Raw genomic sequence first — 20,553 nt, 5'->3', positions numbered from 1 at the left:
GACGCCGTCCCGCCCATGGGCCTCGATCAAATCGCCATCGCCTTGCTGGGGGCCGCGGCTGCCTGGCTCTCGCAGTCGCGGCACGAAGAACGGCGCCGCTGGGCGTGCGTTTTCGGCCTGCTGGGCCAGCCATTCTGGTTCTACGCCAGCTGGAAGGCCGGGCAATGGGGCATCTTCGCCGTGAGCGTTCTGTACATGGGCGCGTGGCTTCGCGGCCTGTGGATCCATTGGCTGACTCCACAAACGCCGCCACAAGGCATCGGCACCATCCAGTTGACACCGCAGCGCCGACCCTGAGCACGATGCAGGGCACCGTGTGGCATTGCGTCCACGGCTGTCCTGCCGCAATCGTCCTACGCAGGTGCGTCACACGCCAGTCCTAGGATGGGCGCTCTCAATTTTTTACCAGGAGCAAGCGATGCCGGACGACGCCACGAAAACCGCCGAAGACCGCAGGCTCATCAGCCTCTCCGAAGACTACGAAATACGCGACTGGATGCGGTCCCTGAATTGCACCGAGGAAGAGTTGCGCGCTGCCGTGAAAGCGGTCGGCAACTCGGCCCAGGCCGTGCGTTCGTACCTCGCAAACCGTTAGGCGGAGATGAGCATGTGGGAAGAACCGATCGGAAAAATGGCGGACCTGCGCCAAGTCTGCATGCCCGAGCCGCTCGACGAAGTGGCGGACCACAAGCCGACATTGCAATGGCAGCAAGCGGACGAAGCCCGGGTTCAGCTGAGCCATTCCGATGCGCCGGCTCGACAGGTCTCCTGAGTCCAACGAACACGTGGGCCGAAGGGTTGATGCCGCGCGTTGAAAGCGCCGGCTCTTGCGGGCGCGGCGCACTGTCATCAATGCGCCACTTTCCGCTCAGCGGGACGAGATGCCCTTCATCCGCGCCTAAGATCGCCCTGTCGACACTCCCTGTCGACACCTCCCTTTCTTGCTCTTGAGCAAGTTTCAGCCCGCCTCGTGCGGGCTGCCTTTTTTCTGGCGTTCGTTCACGCCGAGATGAAGGCCAGAGCGTTCGCACTAACCAAGCGGCTGTGCTTCGCGGCTGTCTCCGGATATTCAGTGCGCTTCATCCGTTCATTGAATTTGCCCCAATGCAAAGGGCTGCTTCCTCAAGACTTTGTCGGTTGCTCCTGCAATCAGTTCGCAGTCCTCTCCAGACCAATCGATATTCCTGATGCTGACTGCCACGCCTCAGTCGCGGCAATGCAACGGCATTTTGAACAATTGTGTCCTGCGCGTGTTTGCCAGCCACGGTCACTAGCATCGCGCGTCTGTTGAATCCAAAGATCCGGTGACCCAATGATTACAGGCCGTGGCCTTCGAACCGTTTGTGCGCTCGCGCTCTTCTCGTCCTTGGGAGTCGCCCAAGCCCAATCGTTCACAGAAACGTTCGGCAGTACGACAACGCGACAACCCTCGCTCTACGTGCCGCAATTCACTGCGGCAGGCGCAGTGAGCTTCTATCGGTTCGCCAATCCCGCCGGCACCCCTCAAGAAAAGCTGGTGGATGACGGAACGTACACGGTTATCAATCCCAGCCAGGTGATTCCCACCGGCGGCGGACAGTGGTGGGCGAATAATGCGACCGGCCCTGCCGCCAATCTTCGCGACCACACCGGAAACAATGGCGCGGTACTGGTTGTGAACGCCGGCAACGTCGCGAATGCGCTTTACCGCCGCGTGGTATCTCTGGAAGGCGGCAAGACCTACACCTTCTCCGTCTGGCGATACATCGTTGCCGGCCCGACCGATCTGTCTCTCGAGCTTCGGGAACCGAACGACTCCGCAGGCTTGGCGCAGTCCCCCAACTTCACGACGACGGGAGCCACAGGGGCCGGCCAATGGACGCGGCTTGCGTGGTCATTCACCACGGATGCTTGTTCGACACGCCAGTACGCAGTGAGCCTGCGCAACAATTCCCCAGTGGTGAGCGGCAACGATCTCTTCTTTGACGATATTTCGGTCCAGGAAGAAGCCGGCGCTCAGGCGCTCGTTGCCCCTTGCTCCACCACGTCGGTCCCGACCGTGAATGCCACCGACGACAGCGGCTCCACGACGCCAGGACAGCCCGTGGTCATCAATGTGCTGACCAACGATGCATCCTCCTCTCCAGCCACCGCAGCCCTCGGCAAGCCGAGCCAGGCGGCGGTGTCAGCGCAGAATGGCGTGGTGGTTTTCAATGCGGACGGAAGTGTCACCTATACGCCCAATGCGGGCTTCACCGGAAACGACTCGTTCACCTACGCGGTCTGCACCGTGGCTTCGCAATCCAACCCGACGCCCGTCTGCTCGAGCGCGACCGTTTCGATCAGCGTTGCCGCACCCCCTGTCGTGGCACCTTCGCCCGCCGCCATTCCGACGCTGTCGGAGTGGGGACTGATTTTCATGTCCGGGCTGCTGGCACTGTTCGGTATTGCGAGTACCCGCCGCCGGCATTGATGCAAGCAGCTTGAAAGCAAAAAGGCCCGCATGCATGACGCTGCGGGCCTTTTGCTTTTCGATCTCGAAGGGCTGCCGGCGGGTCAGGCGCTACCAATCAAGAGACACGCTGCCGACGCCAGGCAAATAGCGCGAACAGTGCGGTCAGCATGGCAAGGCCCATTTGCGACAGGGTCGGAATCGCCGCTGCGCTCACCGGAGGCGCTGCCATCACCGCGGGACCTCCTGGATCAGACAGGGTGCCGGTTGCGGGATCTGAGTCGCCGGGCCCGTTGTCCTCGATTTCGAAGATCACCGTATCGCCATTGATCTGCGCGCCTGGCCATTCGAACCATTCCGACTGCGCGGCTCCCGCAGTCCGAGGGCCGTACTTCATGAAGCGACTGCCGGCTGCCAGCGCTTGCGGATATTTCAGCGTGACCGTGATCCTTCCCGCACAGGTGGTGGCCCGAAAGCGAAAGACGCCCTGGGGGAACTGCGCGCCGGCCGGGCCGTTGGCGGGCACTTCAAAAGCTGTCTGCGCGGTGTCGAAGGTGCAACCGGCGACGCCTGTCAACGATGCGGTGATTTGCCCTGCTCCGGAGGGAGAAGCGCCGGTGAATTCATCCTCGACACCAGGAAGTAGCAACATGAGATGGAGCGTGGACTCTTTCTGGATGTTGTAGTCCGACAGCGTTCGCCCATCCTCCAAACGCTTGCCCGCAAAAATCAGACGCTGCTGTTCAGGAGGAATGCCTTCCTTGTCCTGAATCTTCGCCTTCACGTTCTCAATCGAGTCGCTGGGCTCGACATCCAACGAGATGGTTTTGCCCGTCAGGGTTTTGACAAAAATCTGCATGGCCCAAGCGCCTTGCGAAAAGGCGGCAAGTGCGATGAAGAAGGCTAAGCGAGCAAAAAAGCGCCGGGCGGCTGGATGCAAAGGCGCGGGCAAGGGCCTGGGAAAAGTCATGGGTCAGCGGAAGAAATCTGCGGAAAGCCTTTGATGATGCTTTTCTCACCATCTTCTGACAAGCCGTCTTCTTACTGACTTGTGGAATGTGGGCTCAAGAGGATTTGATGGGAAGGGCCAAACTGGTGGTAGGAAGCTCAGCCATGCACGCCTAGTGTTGTTAAGCGTTTGAGGCTCGAGGCAATGAATGCCTTCTAAGACCCAGTGACTGCAGAGCTTGGACTGTGTCTAGTGACTTCTTGAAGGACGTCCGTCCATCAGGTCTCACCACGTGAATTCGGCATGCTTCGGTTGGATCACTGAGACAAAATGTCTAGTCCTATCGCAACGCTGGCTTGCTATGTCAAGTGCTCTAATCGAGGCAAGGTTCAAAGTGGGTTTTGAACAAAAATGCCACTGCTGGAGCAGCGCCGCTTTAGGCATCGCACTTCAAGATAGATTGTTTCAAGCAATAAATAGCCAGGAAAGACTCAGATGAATTGGGTCCCTATAGTTTTCATCGTGTTCAAGATTCTCGTGTTCGGCGTGGGTATGTTTTTCGCCATCAAGTGGCATCACGACCAAGGGAAGAAGCAGAAGAAATAACGAGCCAGTGCGTAAGTGCTCGCCTAACAATCTGGGCCTTCACATGCGCCGGCAGACATCCAATGATGGGCTACAAGCTATGTGGTCCGGGGTCTCTTAGCTGCCGAGACAACCCTCACCTCATATACCCATCTGGAAGTCTTCCAACACGCCGCACAAAGTGTGGGACGCCTCCTAGACTCACCAGGATGCCAAGCGATGGACAGGTGCGCGAACAATAGCGCTCCTTACACAAGGCTCTGACTAAGTTCTCACGTTGGAAATAAGCAAAAAAGGCGCTACAACTTGATAGCTGTAGCGCCTTTGAATACTTGGTGGGACGTGCGGGGGTCGAACCCACGACAAACGGATTAAAAGTCCGCTGCTCTACCAACTGAGCTAACGTCCCATCATTTACTGCACTAGCCAGAGCTGCTGCAGCAAAGCCTCGAATTATAGCTTCTTTTCGGAGCGATTTAGGCTTGCCGACTTGGTGGCTAAAGCATCGAGTATCCAGCCCGCCGCGCACTGGCCAAAGGTAGCCGTTACCGCCACCACGGAACCGTAGCCGTGGCAATTTAGCGAACCGTCGCCATCGCCGCTGATGTCGCAAGAGCTGTGCGGAGGAGCGACGGCTTCCCGACTGAACACGCACGGGACACCAATTCGGCGCCCTTCCTTGGGCGCGCCATAGTGTTTGCGCAGTCGGTATCGCACCTGGGCCAGCAACGGGTCATGCGTGGTGTTTGACAGATCGTCGATGTCTACCTTGTGCGCGAGCCGTTTTCCGCCAGCAGCCCCAACGGTCACCAGTAGGTGCTTTCCACGGACGGCCCAATCGGCCATGACCGCCTTCGTCTTGACCTGGTCACAGGCATCCACTACGGCATCGACACCCTGCGGCAATAAGCCAGGCCAATTGTCCGAATCAGCAAACTCTTCGATGCAGGTGACTTGGCATTCAGGATTGATGAGCGCAATGCGGTCCCGCATGGCGTCCACCTTGGCTTGGCCAACGGTAGTGGACAGCGCATGAATCTGGCGGTTAATGTTGGACTCTGCGACGTTGTCCAGATCGATCAATGTCAGCCGCCTTACACCGCTGCGCGCCAGCGCTTCAGCGGTCCAAGAACCCACCCCGCCAATACCGACCACGGCCACATGTGCGTTGCGGATGCGGGACGCGCCTTCCACCCCATAAAGCCGATCCAGACCGCTGAATCGGCGCTGCAGATCGGCTATTTCATCAACCTCAGCTGGGGGCGTTATCGCATGGGACTCCACAAACACACACCAATCACTTCAAGCGTGAAAGGCGCTCCTTGGCCGCGCCTGCAGCTTCGGATTGGGGATAGACGCGGATCAGATCCTCCAACGTCTTCCGGGCCGCACGGGTGTCCTTCAATTCGATCTGGCAATTGGCGATCGACAGCGCGGCTTCCGGGGCACGTGCATGGTCAGGCGCTGCTGCCAACAAGGCCTTGAAGTTGTTGATGGCCTCTTTGTAGTCGCGCGTCGCGTACTGGGCATTGCCCAGCCAGAATCTGGCAGAAGGCACGTATCCGCTGCGTGGATACTGCTTCAGGAAATTGCCGAACGCCGTCACAGCATCAGGAAACTTACCCGTGCGAAAGACGGCCAGTGCGGCATCGAAATCGCGTTTCTCGGCAGGATCGGCTTGAAACTCCTGGCCGTCCATGGCGACCTTGGCAGGCTCAAACTGCCGCAACCGCTCATCCACTCCTTGAGCGATGTCTTTTTGGCGGCGCTGAAGCTCGGATACGTCCCTCAGCAACTGCTCGTTTTGCCCGCGCAGGTTGGCTTGCTCGGTTCGCAGGGTCTCAATCTGAGTCTGCAGATCAAGCAAGCTGCGGCGCATCTGCGAGGTTTCGTCGCCGGAGCGGCGCAGATCATCACCAGCGCGCTGATTGGCTTGCTGAAGCGTGTCCACACGCTGGCGCAATTCGAGAATGGCGCGGCGCGCTTCCTCATCCTCGAACAGCGCCGCGTGGCTCGTCGGCGCAAACGCCGCCGAGATCGCCAAGGCCAGCAGGGCCAGGGCCTTGCGGGGAGCCAGCATCTGCGCGCTCATCAACGGTAAGACAGCTCAACGCGGCGGTTCTGGGCGTACACGTCTTCCGTGCTGCCTTGTGCCGCAGGCTTTTCCTTGCCGAAGCTGACCGCTTCCATTTGCGCTTCCGACACGCCCAGCAGCGCGAGCGAACGGCGCACGGCCTCGGCACGCTTTTGGCCCAGCGCGAGGTTGTATTCGCGGCCTCCGCGCTCATCGGTGTGACCTTCGATCATCACCTTGCGGCTTTGGCCAGCCTTGATGAAGCGGGCATGTTGCTCGATCAGCGACTGGAATTCTGGCTTGACGGCGTAGCTGTCGTAGTCGAAGTAAACGATGCGGCTCACGCCCACCGGGCCGGCGCCGTCACGGGCCGACTGGCTCAGGTCCACCGGCGCCACACCGCTTTGCGAAGCGCCATTGGGGTTGGCACCGCCGTTGCCGGGCATGGTGGAGGTTGCGCCCTTGTCTTCGACAGGCACGTCTTCCAGCTTCACGCCGGAACTGCAGCCGGCCACGATGGCAGCGGCGATAACGATGGCGGAAATGCGTTTGAAGGGAAAGCGGTTCATTGAAATACTCCTCAAGTCCAGATAATCAAAAATCGAAAGGTTGACGGTTCACTGTTTTTGGAACGGGCCCCAGTCCGGCTCGCGGATGTCTCCACCCTGCCCCGCCAGACGCGCCTTGATCTTGCCGTCCAGCGTGGTGGTCATCAGCGCTTCGCGGCCTTGCTGCTGCGTGGCATAGACGATCAATCGGCTGTTGGGAGCAAAGCTTGGATTTTCATCCGCTGTGGTGTCCGTCACCGCGGTAGCCGTGCCCGTTGCCAGATCCATGACGTGGAGCTTGAACGCACCGCCGATGCGGGACACGTATGCCAACCACTTACCGTCTGGACTGATGCTGGGCGAGATGTTGTAAGAACCGGTGAACGTCACTCGCTCGGCGCTTCCGCCGGAAGTGCCGACCTTATAGATCTGAGGCGCACCGCCACGATCGCTCACGAAATAGATGCTCCGGCCATCGCTGGAGAACATCGGCTCGGTATCGATCCCGGTGCTCTGCATAAGCCTGCGAGGCTCACCGCCATTCGCGTCGATGGTGTAGAGCTGCGAGCCTCCATCGCGGCTCAGCGTTACGGCAAGGGTGCGACCGTCAGGAGACCAAGCCGGTGCGCTGTTGGATCCTCTGAAATTGGCAATCAACCGGCGACGGCCCGACGCCACGTCATGCACATAAACCACGGGCTTGCGCGATTCGAACGACACGTATGCCAACTGGCCACCGCTGGGCGACCACGCCGGTGAAATGATGGGCTCGGGACTGGACAGCGCAGACTGGGCGTTCTCCCCATCCGCATCGGCCACCCACAGGCTGTAGCGAGTGCCGGACTTGGTGACGTACGCGATGCGGGTTGAAAACACACCCCGCTGTCCCGTGAGCTTTTCGTAGATGAAATCCGCAATGCGGTGAGCCACCAAGCGCAGGTCGCCTTGGGTGACCACAAAGCTCTGACCGCCCAGGTCCTGACCGCGTACCACGTCCCACAGACGAAAGCGGATGTCGAAACGACCGTCAGGCAAACGGGTAATGCTGCCGGTGGTGAGCGATTCGGCACCCTTTTGCTTCCACAGCGCGACATCAGGGCGCGACGTTTCATCCAGCGCGGGGCCGGATGCGTCTACTGCGCGGAACTGGCCACTGCGCTCCAGGTCGGCCTGGATGATGGCCGATATCTTTTGAGGGGATTGAGCTTCCCCACGAAAGGGCGCAACCGCGAAAGGGAGTTGGGTCAGCCCAACGCCTGTGATCTCGACCCTAAACTGGGCCAGCGCAGGCAGTGCGGAGGAGGTAACGAGCGCGACAACAGCGTGCCGGCGGGAGAGGGGCGGCAGAGCCGCAGCGAGAATGGAGGATGGATTTCGGTCAATAGTCATTGGCAGCCATCGGATACCGAGCAAATGCCGGTGGACAGACCGTGGATGTTACACACTGGTGGGAGACCCCTGTGACAAACTGTGCAAGTTTGGATGCGGTCCTACGTAGAATCCGCGCCTCATGCAAGCCCAAGACCCACGCCCCCTGCCAACCTCCGAGCAATCTGCTCCCCTCACCCTCGCCGCAAGGCTACGGCGGCTTTCGGTGTACTTCGGCAACCAGCGGTCCGCCTGGACACTCGCGGTGCTGGCAACCCTGGTGGGAGCCGTCACGGAACCCCTCATCCCTGCGTTGCTCAAGCCGCTGCTCGATCAAGGTTTCACAGAAGGCTCCCTGAAACTGTGGATGGTTCCACTGGCAATCATGGGCGTTTTCCTGGTCCGTGGACTGGCGCAGTTCGTGGGCCAATATGCTTTGGCGCGCATCGCCAACGAAGGCATGATGAAGCTGCGCGAAGCGCTCTTCGACCGTCTTCTTGCCGCCGAAATGGCCCTTTTCACACGGCAATCGGCCAGTACGTTATCGAACACGGTCGTGTATGAGGTTCAGACCGGCGCAACGCTGCTCGTGCAAGCCTTGATGGGGCTGTCCCGCGACGGCTTCACACTGGTGGCGCTGCTGGGCTATTTGCTCTACCTCAACTGGCAATTGACGCTCATCGTCGCGGTGGTGGTGCCGGGTGTGGCGTGGATCATGAAGACGCTGTCACGACGCCTGTACCACATCACCAAGAGCAGCCAGGAAGCGACCGACCAGTTGGCGTACGTGGTGGAAGAGAACGTGCTGGCGCACCGCATGGTTCGGCTGCATGGCGCGCAGCCCAGCCAGTCGCAGCGCTTCGGCGTGCTGAGCCAACGCCTCCGCCGTCTGGCCATCAAGGCGACGATCGCATCCGCTGCGATGACTCCGCTGACCCAGTTGCTGGCAGCCGCCGCCCTCTCCGGTGTGATTTGCGTGGCGCTCTGGCAGAGCCACGCCAGTGGCGATCGCGACGTCACGGTGGGGGGCTTCGCCGCGTTCATCACGGCCATGCTCATGCTGATTGCGCCGATCCGTCGCCTGGCTGACGTGGCAAATCCGGTGACCCGAGGGGTTGCTGCGCTCGAACGCGGGCTGGCATTGCTGGGCGACACCCGGCCGGAAAGCGGAGGCAGCCATGCACCCGAGCGCACGGCAGGCGCCATCACCCTGGAAGACGTCACGGTGGCATTCGGCGATGAACGAGCGGTCGCGCTGGACCGTGTGAACCTGACCGTACATCCTGGCGAAACCGTAGCGCTCGTGGGCCCTTCGGGCGCAGGCAAAACTACGCTGGTGAACTTGTTGCCTCGCTTTTTGATGCCCAGCGCTGGCCAGGTGCTGCTGGATGGACAGCCTGTATCGCAGTGGGATTTGCACGCCTTGCGCTCGCAGTTCGCGATGGTCAGCCAGGACGTGGTGATGTTCAACGACACGATTGCAGCCAACGTGGCCCTTGGCGGCGATGTGGATGAGCAACGGGTGCAAAGCTGCCTGGCTGCGGCCAATCTTGCTGAACATGTGGCGGCACTGCCGTCGGGAATGCACACGGTAGTGGGCCACAACGCCACGCAACTGTCCGGAGGCCAGCGCCAACGGCTAGCCATTGCACGAGCCCTCTACAAGGACGCACCCATCCTCATCCTGGACGAAGCCACTTCCGCGCTGGACACCGAGTCAGAACGATTGGTGCAGGACGCGCTACAGCGACTCATGCAGGGGCGGACAACGCTCGTGATCGCACACCGGCTCTCCACCATCGAACATGCCGACCGAGTGGTGGTGATGGAACGCGGCCGAATTGCGGAGCAAGGCACGCACGCCGAGTTGATGGCCAGAGGCGGCCTGTACGCCCGCCTCCAAACCCGCCCTGCCGGTCACTGAAGCCCTGAGGACGTCCGCGTGGGCATCAAGGCTTGCAAGCAGGTCTAGGTTTTATCACCACTGACCGCGGCGGGGCTGGCGCTTGCGAACGGCATTCGAGACCAGCTCTTCCAAATCCTTGCGATCGGCACGTCGGGCGAAGTCTGCCGCAGCGAGGCCGACCTGATTGCGCAGTGTGGGGTCCGCGCCCTCGTCCAGCAAAAGCTTGGCGACATCATCGGTCCCGTAACTCACCGCCATCATCAAAGGCGTGGTGCCATTCGGCGAAGCGGCGTCGATGTAAGCGTGGTTTTCGAGCAGCAGTGCAGCAATCGCGGCTTGCTGTGGAGTGGTTCCCGAGGCCGCGTAGTGCAGCGGCGTCCACCCCGTCTTGTTGACATCGGCGTCCTTGGCGATGAGCGCGCGCGCCGCCTCGACATTGCCTTTGATGGCCGCCAGCATCAACGGGCTTTCATCCTTGGCGTTGCGCTCCTCCACCTTGATGCCCTTGGCTGCCATCAATGCGGAAAAGGCCCGCATGGAGCCCTCTTTCAGCGCCAGGGTGAGCGCTACCTCGCCCTTGGGATTGCGTGTATTGGGGTCGAAACCTCGGCGCACGAGCGAAGTAATGCCGGACTCGTCATCCCGCATCACGGCCGTGAAGAAATCCTCATAGGCGCCCGCGTGTGCACAGGCGCCGCACAGCGCTGCGCTGGCCAACGCAAAAGAAACCAAAATTCGGCGACGGACCATCATGGCTTGGCTCCAGAAAAGAACAGCGTGTCGAAATTGCGGCTGGTGGCAAGAGCCACCTCTTGCACCGGTAACCCTTTGACATCGGCCAATTGCTGGGCAACGAACGGCACGTAAGAAGGATTGTTGGTCTTGCCTCGATAAGGGACGGGAGCCAGATACGGGCTATCGGTTTCGATGAGCATGCGGTCCAGAGGCACGAAAGCCGCGACGTCGCGCAAATGCTGGGCGCTTTTGAACGTCACGATGCCAGAGAAAGAAATGTAGTAGCCCAGATCCAGTGCTGCGCGGGCCACCTCAGCCGTTTCGGTGAAGCAATGGAAAACGCCGCCGGCACGGTTGCCTGCCCCATCCTCGCCCTCTTCGCGAAGGATGGCGAGCGTGTCGTCCGACGCGCTTCGGGTGTGGATGACCAGCGGTTTGCCGCAAGTGCGAGCGGCACGGATGTGGGTGCGAAACCGGTCGCGCTGCCATTCCAGATCAGCGATGCTTCGGCCGCCCTTGCGGTCCTCCATGCCGTAATAGTCGAGGCCTGTCTCGCCAATGGCAATGACCCGTGGCAGGGCAGCGCGGTCCAGCAAATCCTGCTCGGAGGGTTCGGTGACACCTTCGTTGTCAGGGTGCACCCCCACGCTGCTCCAGAAGTTGTCATAGGCAAGCGCCAAGCCGTGCACATCGGAAAACTCTTCCAGAGTGGTGCAGATGCACAGCGCGCGATCGACGCTGGCATCGGCCATGGCCTGTCGAATGGCTGGCAATTGGGCCGCTAGTTCGGGAAAAGTCAGATGGCAGTGGGAATCGGTGAACATGCGCAGATCCAAACAAAAATGCCGACCGGCAAACGGTCGGCATGGCTACGGCGCGGAGCGCTCAGAGGGTCTGGGTCGGTCGATCCGATCCCAGGCTGGTGCCCAGCAACTCTTCGATCTTGAGTTTGAGGAGGCGAGACTTTTCGTCTCTTGGAAATTGAATGCCAACGCCCTGCGTGCGATTGCCGGCAGCCCGAGCGGGGGTCACCCAGGCCACGCGACCCGCCACTGGATAACGCTGCGTGTCTTCCGGCAGCGTGAGCAGCACATACACGTCGTCTCCCAGCTTGTATTCCCGCTGCGTGGGCACAAAGATGCCACCCTCCGCGAACACGGGAATGTAGGCCGCATACAAAGCCGCCTTCTCCTTGATGGCCAGCTGCATGACGCTGGGGCGGGGCGCGGTAGAGGGGCTGCTCATGGTCTTCGGGGCGTCTTTCTCAATGGCGCGAGTGTAGGGCGTTTCGCGCCTGGGCAACAAGCGCTTCCAGCATGAGGCCTGCATTGAAGGGGTGATCGGCAGTGCGCGCCTCCTTTGCCAGGGCTTTGGCCCAACGGCTCAATGGACCGATCGCTGGCGCCGCTGGCAAATCTGCCGCTGCGAAGTACCTCGGCGGCGCTCCAACCCGGCTCGCCATCAAATCGTGGCAGACCTTCTGCAGCGCATCCACCGCTTGTGCGGGTGACGCATCGGCCAGCGCCGTAACATCGCCCCGCGCCATCGCTTTGGGAAGCTGCGACCACGATTGCGGGCTGCGGCCCGATCGGGCCCACTGCAGCGCGTCATCGGGGCGCCCTCCGCAAGCCCGCAGAAAAGCAGTTGCGGCTTCTGGCTCCAACCCCTGCTCTCCAAGCCATGCCGCCATTTCGGGCTCGCCAGGCCACTGCATGGTGTGCCCCAGGCAACGACTGCGAATGGTGGGAAGCAGCTGGTGCGCCGCTTCCGTGGCTAGCACGAATCGCACGTCACCTGCCGGCTCTTCCAGCGTCTTGAGCAGGGCATTGGCCGTCACGTGGTTCATCTGCTCGGCGGGATACACCAGCACGGCCTTGCCACGTCCGCGCGCAGAGGTACGTTGCGCGAACTGCACGGCATCGCGCATGGCATCCACGCGGATCTCCCGGCTGGCTTTTCGCTTTTTGTCATCGATTTCTGCCTGCGCCTTCTCCGGCAAAGGCCATCCGAGCTCGACCATTTGCGTCTCGGGCATGAGCACGCACAGGTCGGCATGGGTTCGCACATCCACGGCATGGCAGCTGCCACAGTCGCCGCATGCGCCATCGGCAGAAGGCGTTTCGCACAACCAGGCGCGAACGAGTTCCATCCCCAACGTGTATTGGCCAAGGCCCGATGGGCCGCTCAATAGCCACGCGTGCCCGCGTTGTGCGAGCAGTGTCCTGCGTTGCGCCGCGATCCACGGTGCGATCAACGAAGGGCCGCTCATGGCGTTTGCGCAGCCAGATCTGCGCCTTCTTGAGCCAACCAGCCCAGCTTCACCAGTGCTCCAACCAGTTGCGACCACACGACATCGCGGGCTTGGCCAGCGTCCAGCCGAACGAAGCGCTGAGGTGCGGCCAACTCCCGCCCGGCATACCCCTGGCGCACACGGCGGAAAAACTCGACCGGTTGGGATTCGAAACGATCGGGCGCTCGCGCGTCTGCAAGGCGCGCCGCAGCGGTTTCCGGTGCCAGATCAAACCACAGCGTCAAATCAGGATCACGTATCTTTTCGGGCTCCAGCGCATTATTTGCCTGGGTGATGCGCTCTAATATTGATAGCAACTTGGTATCGAAACCACGCCCCCCCCCCTGATACGCAAAGGTGGCATCCGTGAAGCGGTCGCACAGAACGATCTCACCCTTGGCCAAAGCCGGCTCGATCACCCGTTGCAGGTGGTCACGCCGACCAGCGAAGACCAGCAGGGCTTCCGTCAGGGGATCCATGCTGTCGTTCAAAAGCAGCGTACGGAGCTTTTCCGCAAGCGGTGTGCCGCCGGGCTCACGGGTGACCGTCACGGTCCGTCCTTGTCGTCGAAAGGCGGACGCCAGGGTATCGATGTGCGACGACTTTCCGGCTCCGTCGATTCCTTCGAAGGTGATGAACCGGCCGGCCGCTGGATCCATGGCGGACTCTGCGCCGTCAGGAAGCGTGCTCAAGGTTGCCCCCTTTGGTAGCGGTTGACGGCCCGGTTGTGCTCGTCAAGGGTCGGACTGAAGTGGCTCGTGCCATCCCCCTTGGCAACAAAATACAGCGCGTTGGTCTGCTGTGGCTGGACGGCGGCAATGAGCGAAGCCTTGCCTGGCATGGCAATCGGCGTTGGCGGCAGGCCGGCGCGGGTGTAGGTATTCCAGGGGGTGTCTGCCAGCAAGTCTCGACGGCGCAGGTTTCCGTCAAATTTCTCGCCGAGGCCATAAATCACGGTGGGATCAGTCTGGAGCAGCATGCCTGCCTTGAGGCGGTTGCTGAAAACGCCCGCGATCTGAGCGCGGTCAGAAGGCCGACCCGTCTCTTTCTCGACGATGCTGGCCAGAACGAGGGCTTCATCGGCGCTGCGCAGCGGCGTGTCTGCAGAACGCTGCGCCCACGCGGCCTCAAGGCGCCGGTCCATGGCATGCATGGCCCGGCGCAGCACCGCCAAGTCGCTGCTGCCTTTGGCATAGGTGTAGGTATCCGGAAAAAATCTGCCCTCCGCCGGCACGCCGGGACGCTCGAGCTTTGCCATGACAGCATCGTCGGCCAAGCCCTTGGTATCGGGTTTGAGTTGATCTTCACGCGCCAATGCTTGGCGAACCTGGCGGAAAGTCCATCCTTCGACCAGAGTGACGGCGCGCAGCGCTTCTTCGCCACGCACCAGTTTTTGCAGCAACTGGCGCGGAGTGGTCCCAGCCGGGATTTCGTAATTTCCAGCCTTGATCAGACGGTCCTGACCCGAGAGCCGAAACCATGCATAGAGCAGGCGAGCATCGGTGTCGATGCCGGCTGCGATTACATCGCGTGCCACCCCACGGGGCGTCGTTCCCGGTTCGATGGCCAGCTCAAGTGGCTGCGCGACGGGCATGCCGCTGCGCACAGGCAGCGGCTGATGCAACCACCAAGCCGCAGCGCCCCCCAAGGAGCCAAAAATGATCAGTACCAACGCGAGGAAACGACGCACAACCTTTGCAGCCTGTAGGAAAGTAACCGGGCATCATAATTCAGCCATGACTTACCCATTGAATGGCATAGCCCCCCTGCCCCACCTTGGCGTGATTCGCGTGGAAGGCGAAGATGCCGCCAAATTCCTGCATGGCCAACTCACTCAGGACTTCGCGCTGTTGGGCATGGATCAGGCGCGTTTAACGGCCTTTCTTTCTGCCAAGGGCCGGATGCAGGCGAGCTTCATCGGGTTCAAACGCAGCGCCACTGAGGTACTTCTGGTGTGCAGTCGTGACCTGCTCGCTCCGACCCTCAAACGTTTATCCATGTTCGTGTTGCGCTCCAAAGCTCGGCTGACGGACGCGACTGCAGACTTCGCGTTGTACGGACTGGTAGGCGAAGCGGCAACTGCGCTGACCGAGGGCGCTACGCCCACGCCGTGGTCCAAGACTGATCGGGACCTCATCACCGTCGTGCACCTGTATCCGGCTGCAGGCCAGCCGCGTGCTCTCTGGGTCGGTCCTCTTGATGGACCAGCACCCTCCGGAATTTCGCTCGAGCCCGGATTGTGGCAGTGGAGCGAAATACAAAGCGGCGTCGCCACATTGACTGCTCCACTCGTGGATCTGTTCGTGCCCCAGATGCTGAATTACGAGTCGGTAGGGGGAGTGAATTTCAAGAAGGGCTGCTATCCCGGACAAGAGGTCGTGGCGCGGAGCCAATTCCGTGGCACGCTGAAGCGGCGGACTTATCTGGTGCACGCTACCGAGCCTCTTTCCGTAGGAATGGAAATATTTGCGGCGAGCGATGCCGAGCAACCCTGTGGCGTGATCGTCCAAACGGCCGAGTTTCCTGCTGGCGGCGTAGATGCGCTGGCGTCGCTGCAAGTGGCATCCACTGGAGAATCTTTGCGCGCGGGGGGTGCGGAAGGTGCGACGCTTTCACTGAATACCTTGCCCTACCCCCTGTTGGAAGACATCTAAAGACCTTCGGGACAGGCGGCACTATTTCTTAGTGCCTTAGTGCATGCGCCAACGCCCATCAAGCATTCGGCTTGAGGTCAGTCGTTGAGTAGCTGGCAGATGCTATGGAGCTTCGGGCTGGCGACTGCCAGACGCAAAATCGGACAGGGCCACCATCGCTTCATCGCGAGTGGGCCAATGACCTTCAGGCAGAGGCAAGTTGTGTCCGTCCACTTGTATCTGGGAAAAGTAATAGCGCCCGGCCTTGCTGAGGCATAGCTCGGCCGTGTAAGTGGCCCCGTCAGCTACTCCGAACACTGTCTCTTGCGCGTGCTTTTCGTGCATTTAAAGCCTTTCAGAAAGGGATCATTCTGAGTAACGGGCTCATCGATGGCTGTAGGCGACCGTCGATGCAATGCAGGAGAAACGGCAAAACTGCCTTTGGCGCTCGCCCCAATGAAAAACGCGCTGCAATCTTTCGATTGCAGCGCGTTTACTTTTTTGGGGTGGCTGATGGGGAGCCACTAGCCAAATTCAAATCCAAGCCTGGTGCGGGTTTCCAGAGGTTGTTACACAGCCGTGTGTGACAGTTAGTGTATCAAGAAAACCATCCAGACGACCGATTATTAGGCCCGTTGAGCGGCCTGACAGACGCGTTAGATTGGCTGCATCAAATTTGAAACTTTGCACGAGCAAAACGCAACGGCATACAGTGCGCCTCAATCCCGCAAGCATCGCGATGCCCGAATCCTTAACGCGTCAATAGGCCGACAGCAGCGCACCCCCGTCAAAATCAACAACCATATAAAGCGACCTGTGTGCGCCGATTCACCTTCCGGTTCGAGCCCAACCGCTAACCCCTGATAGCATCAGTTGCTTCGCTGTTGCGCACCGGTGTTGAAAGACCGAACGCTTTTTTCAGGTACTCGCCTGCTTGTTTGCTTCTCCGCGCCACCGTGACAATCTCTGCTGAGAACGGATTCATCCTCACTCGCCAATGGCGGGACACCCACGCCGGCACGGAGCTCATCTACTGGCTTGTCACCGACACCGGCCCTCTGAAGGTGGTCCTGACCGAACAGGTATCGGTCGCCTTCGTTGAGGCACGCCACCGTGCAGCGGTGGAATCGCATCTTGTGTCTCTGCCCGGCCTGCAGCTCAAGGGCCTGGAGCTGAAAACCTTCCAGCATGCTCCCGTCCTGGGCATCTACGCTCGCAAGTTCCGCCTGCTTGGCAAGCTGGCACGTGCGCTGGAGCCTCATGGGATTCCGCTGCTGGAGGCTGATGTCCGGCCCCACGAGCGCCATCTGATGGAGCGCTTCATCACCGCGGGTGTCTCGGTGGAAGGTGGCACCGTGAAGGATAGCGCGCTGTTTGACGCTCGCCTGAGGTCGGCTCCGAACTATCGTCCCAAGCTGAAGGTCGTCTCGCTCGACATAGAGACGAGCCAATACGAGGACCTGTACTCCATTGCATTGGACGGAACCGGACCGCGCACCGTATTCATGCTGGGCGATGCGCCTCAGGAGCCCACTTCGGCGCCGGGCTTCGACCTGGTCTATCTAGCGACTCGCAAGGCGATGGTCGAGCGCCTCAACGACTGGTTCGAAGAACACGACCCTGACGTCATCGTTGGCTGGAGCGTGGTGCAGTTCGACATGCGAGTGCTGCAGAAGGCCGCCGAGGCTGCTGGTGTGCCGCTGCTGCTTGGCCGCGAGCGCCAGCCTATCGAATGGCGCACGCACCCTGGCAAGCAGGGCTACCTCTTCGCCCCCATGCCTGGGCGCGTTGCCATTGACGGCATCGAGGCCCTTAGAGCAGCTGTTTGGAGCTTCCCATCCTTCAGCCTCGAGAACGTGTCGCAACAGCTGCTAGGCGAAGGCAAGGACATTGGTGACGAGTACGACAGGATGGCAGAGATTGAGCGTCGCTACCAGGATGACAAGCCTGCCCTGGCCACGTACAACATCCGTGATTGCGAGTTGGTCCTGCGCATCTTCGAGAAGGCCAAGCTGCTGGAGTTCGTGCTTGAGCGTGCCCAGACGACCGGTCTGCAGGCAGACCATTTTGGTGGCTCCATCGCCGCGTTCAGTCACCACTACCTGCCTCGCATGCATCGCCAGGGCTACGTCGCTCCGAACGTGGGTGATATCGCGAGCAAGGCCTACCCTGGTGGCTATGTGATGGACTCTCGGCCGGGTTTCTACGACTCGGTCGTCGTGCTCGACTACAAGAGCCTTTACCCCTCCATCATCCGGACGTTCCTCGTCGACCCGGTGGGATTCGCGGAGGCCGCCGTGGCTCCCGACAGGGCCCAGCTGGTTCCAGGTCCCGAAGACACACTGTTCTCACGCGAGAAGCATTGCTTACCCGAAATCGTGACCACGCTGTCTACCGCTCGGGATGAGGCAAAGCGGGTCAAGAACGAGCCTCTCTCCCAGGCCCTGAAGCTGTTGATGAACTCGTTCGCTGGCGTGCTCGGCGCCTCGGATTGCCGGTTCTTCAACCCAAAGCTGGTGTCTGCCGTGACCTTGCGCGGGCACGAGATGATGAAACTCACGAAGGGCTTGGTGGAAGAGCGCGGCTACCACGCCATCTATGGCGACACCGACTCCATCTTCATCTGGCTCGGCCGTCCTTGTACTAACGAGGAAGCGCATGCCATTGCCGGCTTGCTGGTGAAAGACATCAACGCCTGGTGGACAAGCAAACTGCGCGACGAAATGGGACTTCAGAACTTCTTGGAAATCGAGTTCGACACGCACTACAAGAAGTTCTTCATGCCGACCATCCGTGGGTCTGACGTTGGGAGCAAGAAGCGATACGCAGGGCTCAGCTGCGACGCGAATGGGAAGAAAGAGATGGTGTACCGCGGGCTGGAGATGGCACGCAGCGACTGGACGCTGCTTGCGCGGCGTTTCCAGGAAGGGCTGCTGTCTCGCATCTTTCAGGGAGAGCCGTACGGGGAGTTCGTTGTGGACTACGCTCGAGACACGCTCGCGGGCCACAAAGACGACCAGCTCATCTACCGCAAGCGGCTGCGGCATCGGCTCGACGAGTACCAGTCCAACGTGCCTCCGCAGGTCCGTGCCGCGCGGCTCGCCGATGAGCACAACGCTCGTCTCGGGCGGCCGATGCGCTACCAGCGCGGTGGGTGGATTCAATACGTCATGACCAGCAGCGGTCCCGAGCCTCTGGAAGCGCGGCGGTCTCGCATCGACCACGAGCACTACCTGACCACCCAGCTTCAACCCATTGCTGATGCCATCTTGCAGCCGTTTGGACAGAGCTTCACATCACTTACTTCGTCTCAACGCGGCCTGTTCTGAACCAATGTGATTTGGCGGCCAACGGTCCTCTCCGAAGACGGTAGGCACTCAGTTGCCAAATCGCCGACAACCTAGCTTTCTGGCCAGTACAACATCAGTGACTGCCAGTTGGACATCCTAGCCTCCCCGAGCAGGCGCTGGGCGATTAATTGCAGCTACAGGCCTTTATTGGCAGGGGGACTGCTCTGCAAAAGGAAATCATCAATGAGCGACCGAACGATTTCTGTGTGCTCTTGAAGGGGTCCAACTGCTCCAGAAGGTCGTAGCAACCTACGCACTTTGAAAAGTGTTATCACGTCGCAGCCCCAAGACGCTTGAAGGATTGCACTTCGGAGGTCTTATTCCGACAACTTCAAAAAGCTGTGACTCAACACCGACATGTCCTGCTCTGATGGTTCCTCAACACCAGAGTCATCAGCCTGGACGAACTCTTCCATCTTCTTGCCAAAAATAGCCAGCTTGTCCCGCCCCCGAAGACGAAAAGCTAGAACTGGGTTTTCCCGAGCCAATTCTCCAAGAGACTTCGAATACGCATCAGCACTTTCAGCAATCGACCTCTGTATTTCAGCAAAGACAAGCCGCGAAAACTGAGGCATCAATAACTTCAACCCTTCCTCTGCAGACTTTTCATCCAGCGTCACGCCGCGCTCTGCCAGTGCCCTGCGCAACTCAGGCACGACTCCCTTCTCGATGGCCCGAAGCGCAAGCGAGGACCTGCTTACAACATTGATGGAGCTCAAGCAAGTAGTACAAAACTGTTCGGGTCAGCCTTCTACGCTCATGGCATGTCTTAGCCCAGTATGCAAACGCTGCGAACAGTGCGCTTGCGGCCCCTGTCAGCGCGCTAATTTCAATAGGACTCATATCTATCTAGCACGCAATCCAAATTTGAAGGAGGAACGTGGCCAAAGCGCTTTGCCATATCACGCTGACTAGAGGACAACGCTGGCCAGATGAGGTGAACACGAGATATCTCCATATCCGACAAATGCGCTTTATGACGGTCGGTCTTTAGAGATACCTTAAAGAATGTCGGACTGTGGTCAATCTTATGAAGCTGCAATCGCCACAACACCACGAACGCATATTTTGGAGTTAGATTGCCATTTTTACGGTAGTAAATCCATGCGTTTGTCAAAATTTCATTATTCTCTCTTGCGACCAAACGCTCTAACGCCCTGATACAAGCATCGAAACGCATTTTTTGATAAACACGGCTGAGCTTCTTCTTCGCATCCTGAGGCGAAAGCCTCTTACCTTCTTCGAGCACACCAACCTCGAACCTCAGGATGCACTGAGAACCCACCCAGAGTTGATTTCGGTTCAGCTCGTTCTCAATGAGGAAGTGGTAGCGCAGGTCTTCTTGTTCGCACAGCTGACAAACTTCGATGCATTGCTCATGGTCGATAGTTTCTTCAGCAAACACCCATTCATCGAAGGCCTCTGCGACGGTCGCATTTTCCGAGAGAGGGAGGATGTTGTCGCGCACCCGCTGAGGAAAGTTCGACATCTCGCTATTACTTCGTTACGGCAGCATTCACTTCCGGATTACTAGCGGAGTCTGTTACCGCTCGGCCAGGAAAGCTCAACGCACATGCAATCGAGCGCTACTTAGTCCGCCCTGAACAATCTGCAAGCCCTTGATCTGACACGTAGTTCTGCTGATGGATGGGCGCAGGATTTGCAAGGTATGGTTGTTCCAGTA

The 20,553-nt window shown here is 59.9% G+C and carries 20 protein-coding genes and 1 tRNA gene; 7 read left to right on the top strand and 14 right to left on the bottom strand.

What is annotated here, in order from left to right:
* Positions 1–15: 15 nt before the first annotated feature.
* From BLT03_RS17080 to BLT03_RS17070, 4 genes are all read left to right on the top strand, one after another.
* Positions 16–297 (top strand): hypothetical protein, encoded by a 282-nt coding sequence (locus tag BLT03_RS17080; RefSeq protein ID WP_092745085.1) that lies wholly within the window; start codon positions 16–18, stop codon positions 295–297.
* A 121-nt stretch (positions 298–418) separates the two neighbouring features.
* Positions 419–595, top strand: a complete 177-nt coding sequence (locus BLT03_RS17075; protein WP_092744968.1) for a DUF3606 domain-containing protein — start codon at positions 419–421, stop codon at positions 593–595.
* A 12-nt stretch (positions 596–607) separates the two neighbouring features.
* The gene (locus BLT03_RS24530) at positions 608–772 is read left to right on the top strand and encodes a hypothetical protein (RefSeq protein ID WP_175537785.1); all 165 of its coding nucleotides are present in this window, start codon (positions 608–610) and stop codon (positions 770–772) included.
* Positions 773–1,366: 594 nt separating this feature from the next.
* Positions 1,367–2,452 (top strand): IPTL-CTERM sorting domain-containing protein, encoded by a 1,086-nt coding sequence (locus BLT03_RS17070; protein WP_245711437.1) that lies wholly within the window; start codon positions 1,367–1,369, stop codon positions 2,450–2,452.
* 97 nt (positions 2,453–2,549) lie between these two features.
* On the opposite strand, the gene BLT03_RS17065 is transcribed toward BLT03_RS17070, so the two are convergent.
* The 6 genes from BLT03_RS17065 to tolB form a co-directional block, all read right to left on the bottom strand.
* Positions 2,550–3,401: an IPTL-CTERM sorting domain-containing protein gene (locus BLT03_RS17065; protein WP_217640173.1), complete on the bottom strand. Its 852-nt coding sequence runs from the start codon at positions 3,399–3,401 to the stop codon at positions 2,550–2,552.
* Between the two features lie 897 nt (positions 3,402–4,298).
* Positions 4,299–4,374 (bottom strand) — tRNA-Lys (locus BLT03_RS17055).
* A gap of 44 nt (positions 4,375–4,418) precedes the next feature.
* The gene (locus tag BLT03_RS17050) at positions 4,419–5,255 is read right to left on the bottom strand and encodes a tRNA threonylcarbamoyladenosine dehydratase (protein WP_092744965.1); all 837 of its coding nucleotides are present in this window, start codon (positions 5,253–5,255) and stop codon (positions 4,419–4,421) included.
* Positions 5,256–5,262: 7 nt separating this feature from the next.
* Positions 5,263–6,057, bottom strand: a complete 795-nt coding sequence (ybgF, locus tag BLT03_RS17045) for a tol-pal system protein YbgF (protein WP_092744964.1) — start codon at positions 6,055–6,057, stop codon at positions 5,263–5,265.
* Positions 6,057–6,608, bottom strand: a complete 552-nt coding sequence (gene pal, locus BLT03_RS17040; protein WP_092744963.1) for a peptidoglycan-associated lipoprotein Pal — start codon at positions 6,606–6,608, stop codon at positions 6,057–6,059. The genes ybgF and pal overlap by 1 nt, the downstream gene beginning before the upstream one ends.
* 48 nt (positions 6,609–6,656) lie before the next feature.
* Positions 6,657–7,976 carry a Tol-Pal system beta propeller repeat protein TolB gene (gene tolB / locus BLT03_RS17035; RefSeq protein WP_092744962.1) on the bottom strand — a complete coding sequence of 440 codons (1,320 nt, stop codon included), beginning with the start codon at positions 7,974–7,976 and terminating at the stop codon, positions 6,657–6,659.
* Positions 7,977–8,097: 121 nt separating this feature from the next.
* Between tolB and msbA the strand changes: the two genes are divergently transcribed.
* The gene (gene msbA / locus BLT03_RS17030) at positions 8,098–9,879 is read left to right on the top strand and encodes a lipid A export permease/ATP-binding protein MsbA (protein WP_092744961.1); all 1,782 of its coding nucleotides are present in this window, start codon (positions 8,098–8,100) and stop codon (positions 9,877–9,879) included.
* Positions 9,880–9,933: 54 nt separating this feature from the next.
* Here msbA and BLT03_RS17025 read toward each other — a convergent pair whose 3' ends face one another.
* From BLT03_RS17025 to mltG, 6 genes are all read right to left on the bottom strand, one after another.
* Positions 9,934–10,614, bottom strand: a complete 681-nt coding sequence (locus BLT03_RS17025; protein WP_092744960.1) for an ankyrin repeat domain-containing protein — start codon at positions 10,612–10,614, stop codon at positions 9,934–9,936.
* Positions 10,611–11,420, bottom strand: coding sequence for a TatD family hydrolase (locus tag BLT03_RS17020; protein WP_092744959.1), 810 nt, complete (start codon positions 11,418–11,420; stop codon positions 10,611–10,613). Before BLT03_RS17020 ends, BLT03_RS17025 begins: the two co-directional genes overlap by 4 nt.
* A gap of 61 nt (positions 11,421–11,481) precedes the next feature.
* On the bottom strand, positions 11,482–11,841 hold the full coding sequence (locus tag BLT03_RS17015) for a PilZ domain-containing protein (RefSeq protein WP_092744958.1): 360 nt from the start codon (positions 11,839–11,841) through the stop codon (positions 11,482–11,484).
* Between the two features lie 19 nt (positions 11,842–11,860).
* On the bottom strand, positions 11,861–12,865 hold the full coding sequence (locus BLT03_RS17010) for a DNA polymerase III delta subunit-related protein (RefSeq protein ID WP_092744957.1): 1,005 nt from the start codon (positions 12,863–12,865) through the stop codon (positions 11,861–11,863).
* Positions 12,862–13,545 (bottom strand): dTMP kinase, encoded by a 684-nt coding sequence (gene tmk / locus BLT03_RS17005; RefSeq protein ID WP_092744956.1) that lies wholly within the window; start codon positions 13,543–13,545, stop codon positions 12,862–12,864. The genes BLT03_RS17010 and tmk overlap by 4 nt, the downstream gene beginning before the upstream one ends.
* Positions 13,546–13,574: 29 nt before the next feature.
* Positions 13,575–14,576: an endolytic transglycosylase MltG gene (gene mltG, locus BLT03_RS17000; protein ID WP_092744955.1), complete on the bottom strand. Its 1,002-nt coding sequence runs from the start codon at positions 14,574–14,576 to the stop codon at positions 13,575–13,577.
* Positions 14,577–14,622: 46 nt separating this feature from the next.
* On the opposite strand from mltG, the gene ygfZ reads away from it, so the two are divergent.
* Both ygfZ and BLT03_RS16985 read left to right on the top strand, forming a co-directional pair.
* Positions 14,623–15,540: a CAF17-like 4Fe-4S cluster assembly/insertion protein YgfZ gene (ygfZ, locus tag BLT03_RS16995; protein WP_092744954.1), complete on the top strand. Its 918-nt coding sequence runs from the start codon at positions 14,623–14,625 to the stop codon at positions 15,538–15,540.
* 935 nt (positions 15,541–16,475) lie between these two features.
* Positions 16,476–18,848 carry a DNA polymerase II gene (locus BLT03_RS16985; protein ID WP_092745083.1) on the top strand — a complete coding sequence of 791 codons (2,373 nt, stop codon included), beginning with the start codon at positions 16,476–16,478 and terminating at the stop codon, positions 18,846–18,848.
* Between the two features lie 338 nt (positions 18,849–19,186).
* Here the strand turns inward: BLT03_RS16985 and BLT03_RS16980 are convergent, their stop codons facing one another.
* Positions 19,187–19,588 (bottom strand): hypothetical protein, encoded by a 402-nt coding sequence (locus BLT03_RS16980; RefSeq protein ID WP_092744952.1) that lies wholly within the window; start codon positions 19,586–19,588, stop codon positions 19,187–19,189.
* Positions 19,589–19,698: 110 nt separating this feature from the next.
* The gene (locus BLT03_RS16975) at positions 19,699–20,358 is read right to left on the bottom strand and encodes a hypothetical protein (protein WP_092744951.1); all 660 of its coding nucleotides are present in this window, start codon (positions 20,356–20,358) and stop codon (positions 19,699–19,701) included.
* Between the last annotated feature and the right edge of the window lie 195 nt (positions 20,359–20,553).

Source organism: Paracidovorax valerianellae (genome assembly GCF_900102625.1).
Lineage (GTDB): Bacteria > Pseudomonadota > Gammaproteobacteria > Burkholderiales > Burkholderiaceae_C > Paracidovorax > Paracidovorax valerianellae.
The sequence above is the reverse complement of the archived record's forward strand: the minus strand, read 5'-3'. Positions and strand labels throughout refer to the sequence as shown.

Bases quoted from the DNA above. Each gene is read 5' to 3' on its own strand.
- BLT03_RS17080 (WP_092745085.1), top strand. From the start codon at position 16: ATGGGCCTCGATCAAATCGCCATCGCCTTGCTGGGGGCCGCGGCTGCC.
- BLT03_RS17075 (WP_092744968.1), top strand. From the start codon at position 419: ATGCCGGACGACGCCACGAAAACCGCCGAAGACCGCAGGCTCATCAGC.
- BLT03_RS24530 (WP_175537785.1), top strand. From the start codon at position 608: ATGTGGGAAGAACCGATCGGAAAAATGGCGGACCTGCGCCAAGTCTGC.
- BLT03_RS17065 (WP_217640173.1), bottom strand. From the start codon at position 3,401: ATGACTTTTCCCAGGCCCTTGCCCGCGCCTTTGCATCCAGCCGCCCGG.
- ybgF (WP_092744964.1), bottom strand. From the start codon at position 6,057: ATGAGCGCGCAGATGCTGGCTCCCCGCAAGGCCCTGGCCCTGCTGGCC.
- pal (WP_092744963.1), bottom strand. From the start codon at position 6,608: ATGAACCGCTTTCCCTTCAAACGCATTTCCGCCATCGTTATCGCCGCT.
- tolB (WP_092744962.1), bottom strand. From the start codon at position 7,976: ATGACTATTGACCGAAATCCATCCTCCATTCTCGCTGCGGCTCTGCCG.
- msbA (WP_092744961.1), top strand. From the start codon at position 8,098: ATGCAAGCCCAAGACCCACGCCCCCTGCCAACCTCCGAGCAATCTGCT.
- BLT03_RS17025 (WP_092744960.1), bottom strand. From the start codon at position 10,614: ATGATGGTCCGTCGCCGAATTTTGGTTTCTTTTGCGTTGGCCAGCGCA.
- BLT03_RS17020 (WP_092744959.1), bottom strand. From the start codon at position 11,420: ATGTTCACCGATTCCCACTGCCATCTGACTTTTCCCGAACTAGCGGCC.
- BLT03_RS17015 (WP_092744958.1), bottom strand. From the start codon at position 11,841: ATGAGCAGCCCCTCTACCGCGCCCCGCCCCAGCGTCATGCAGCTGGCC.
- BLT03_RS17010 (WP_092744957.1), bottom strand. From the start codon at position 12,865: ATGAGCGGCCCTTCGTTGATCGCACCGTGGATCGCGGCGCAACGCAGG.
- tmk (WP_092744956.1), bottom strand. From the start codon at position 13,545: ATGGATCCAGCGGCCGGCCGGTTCATCACCTTCGAAGGAATCGACGGA.
- ygfZ (WP_092744954.1), top strand. From the start codon at position 14,623: ATGACTTACCCATTGAATGGCATAGCCCCCCTGCCCCACCTTGGCGTG.
- BLT03_RS16975 (WP_092744951.1), bottom strand. From the start codon at position 20,358: ATGTCGAACTTTCCTCAGCGGGTGCGCGACAACATCCTCCCTCTCTCG.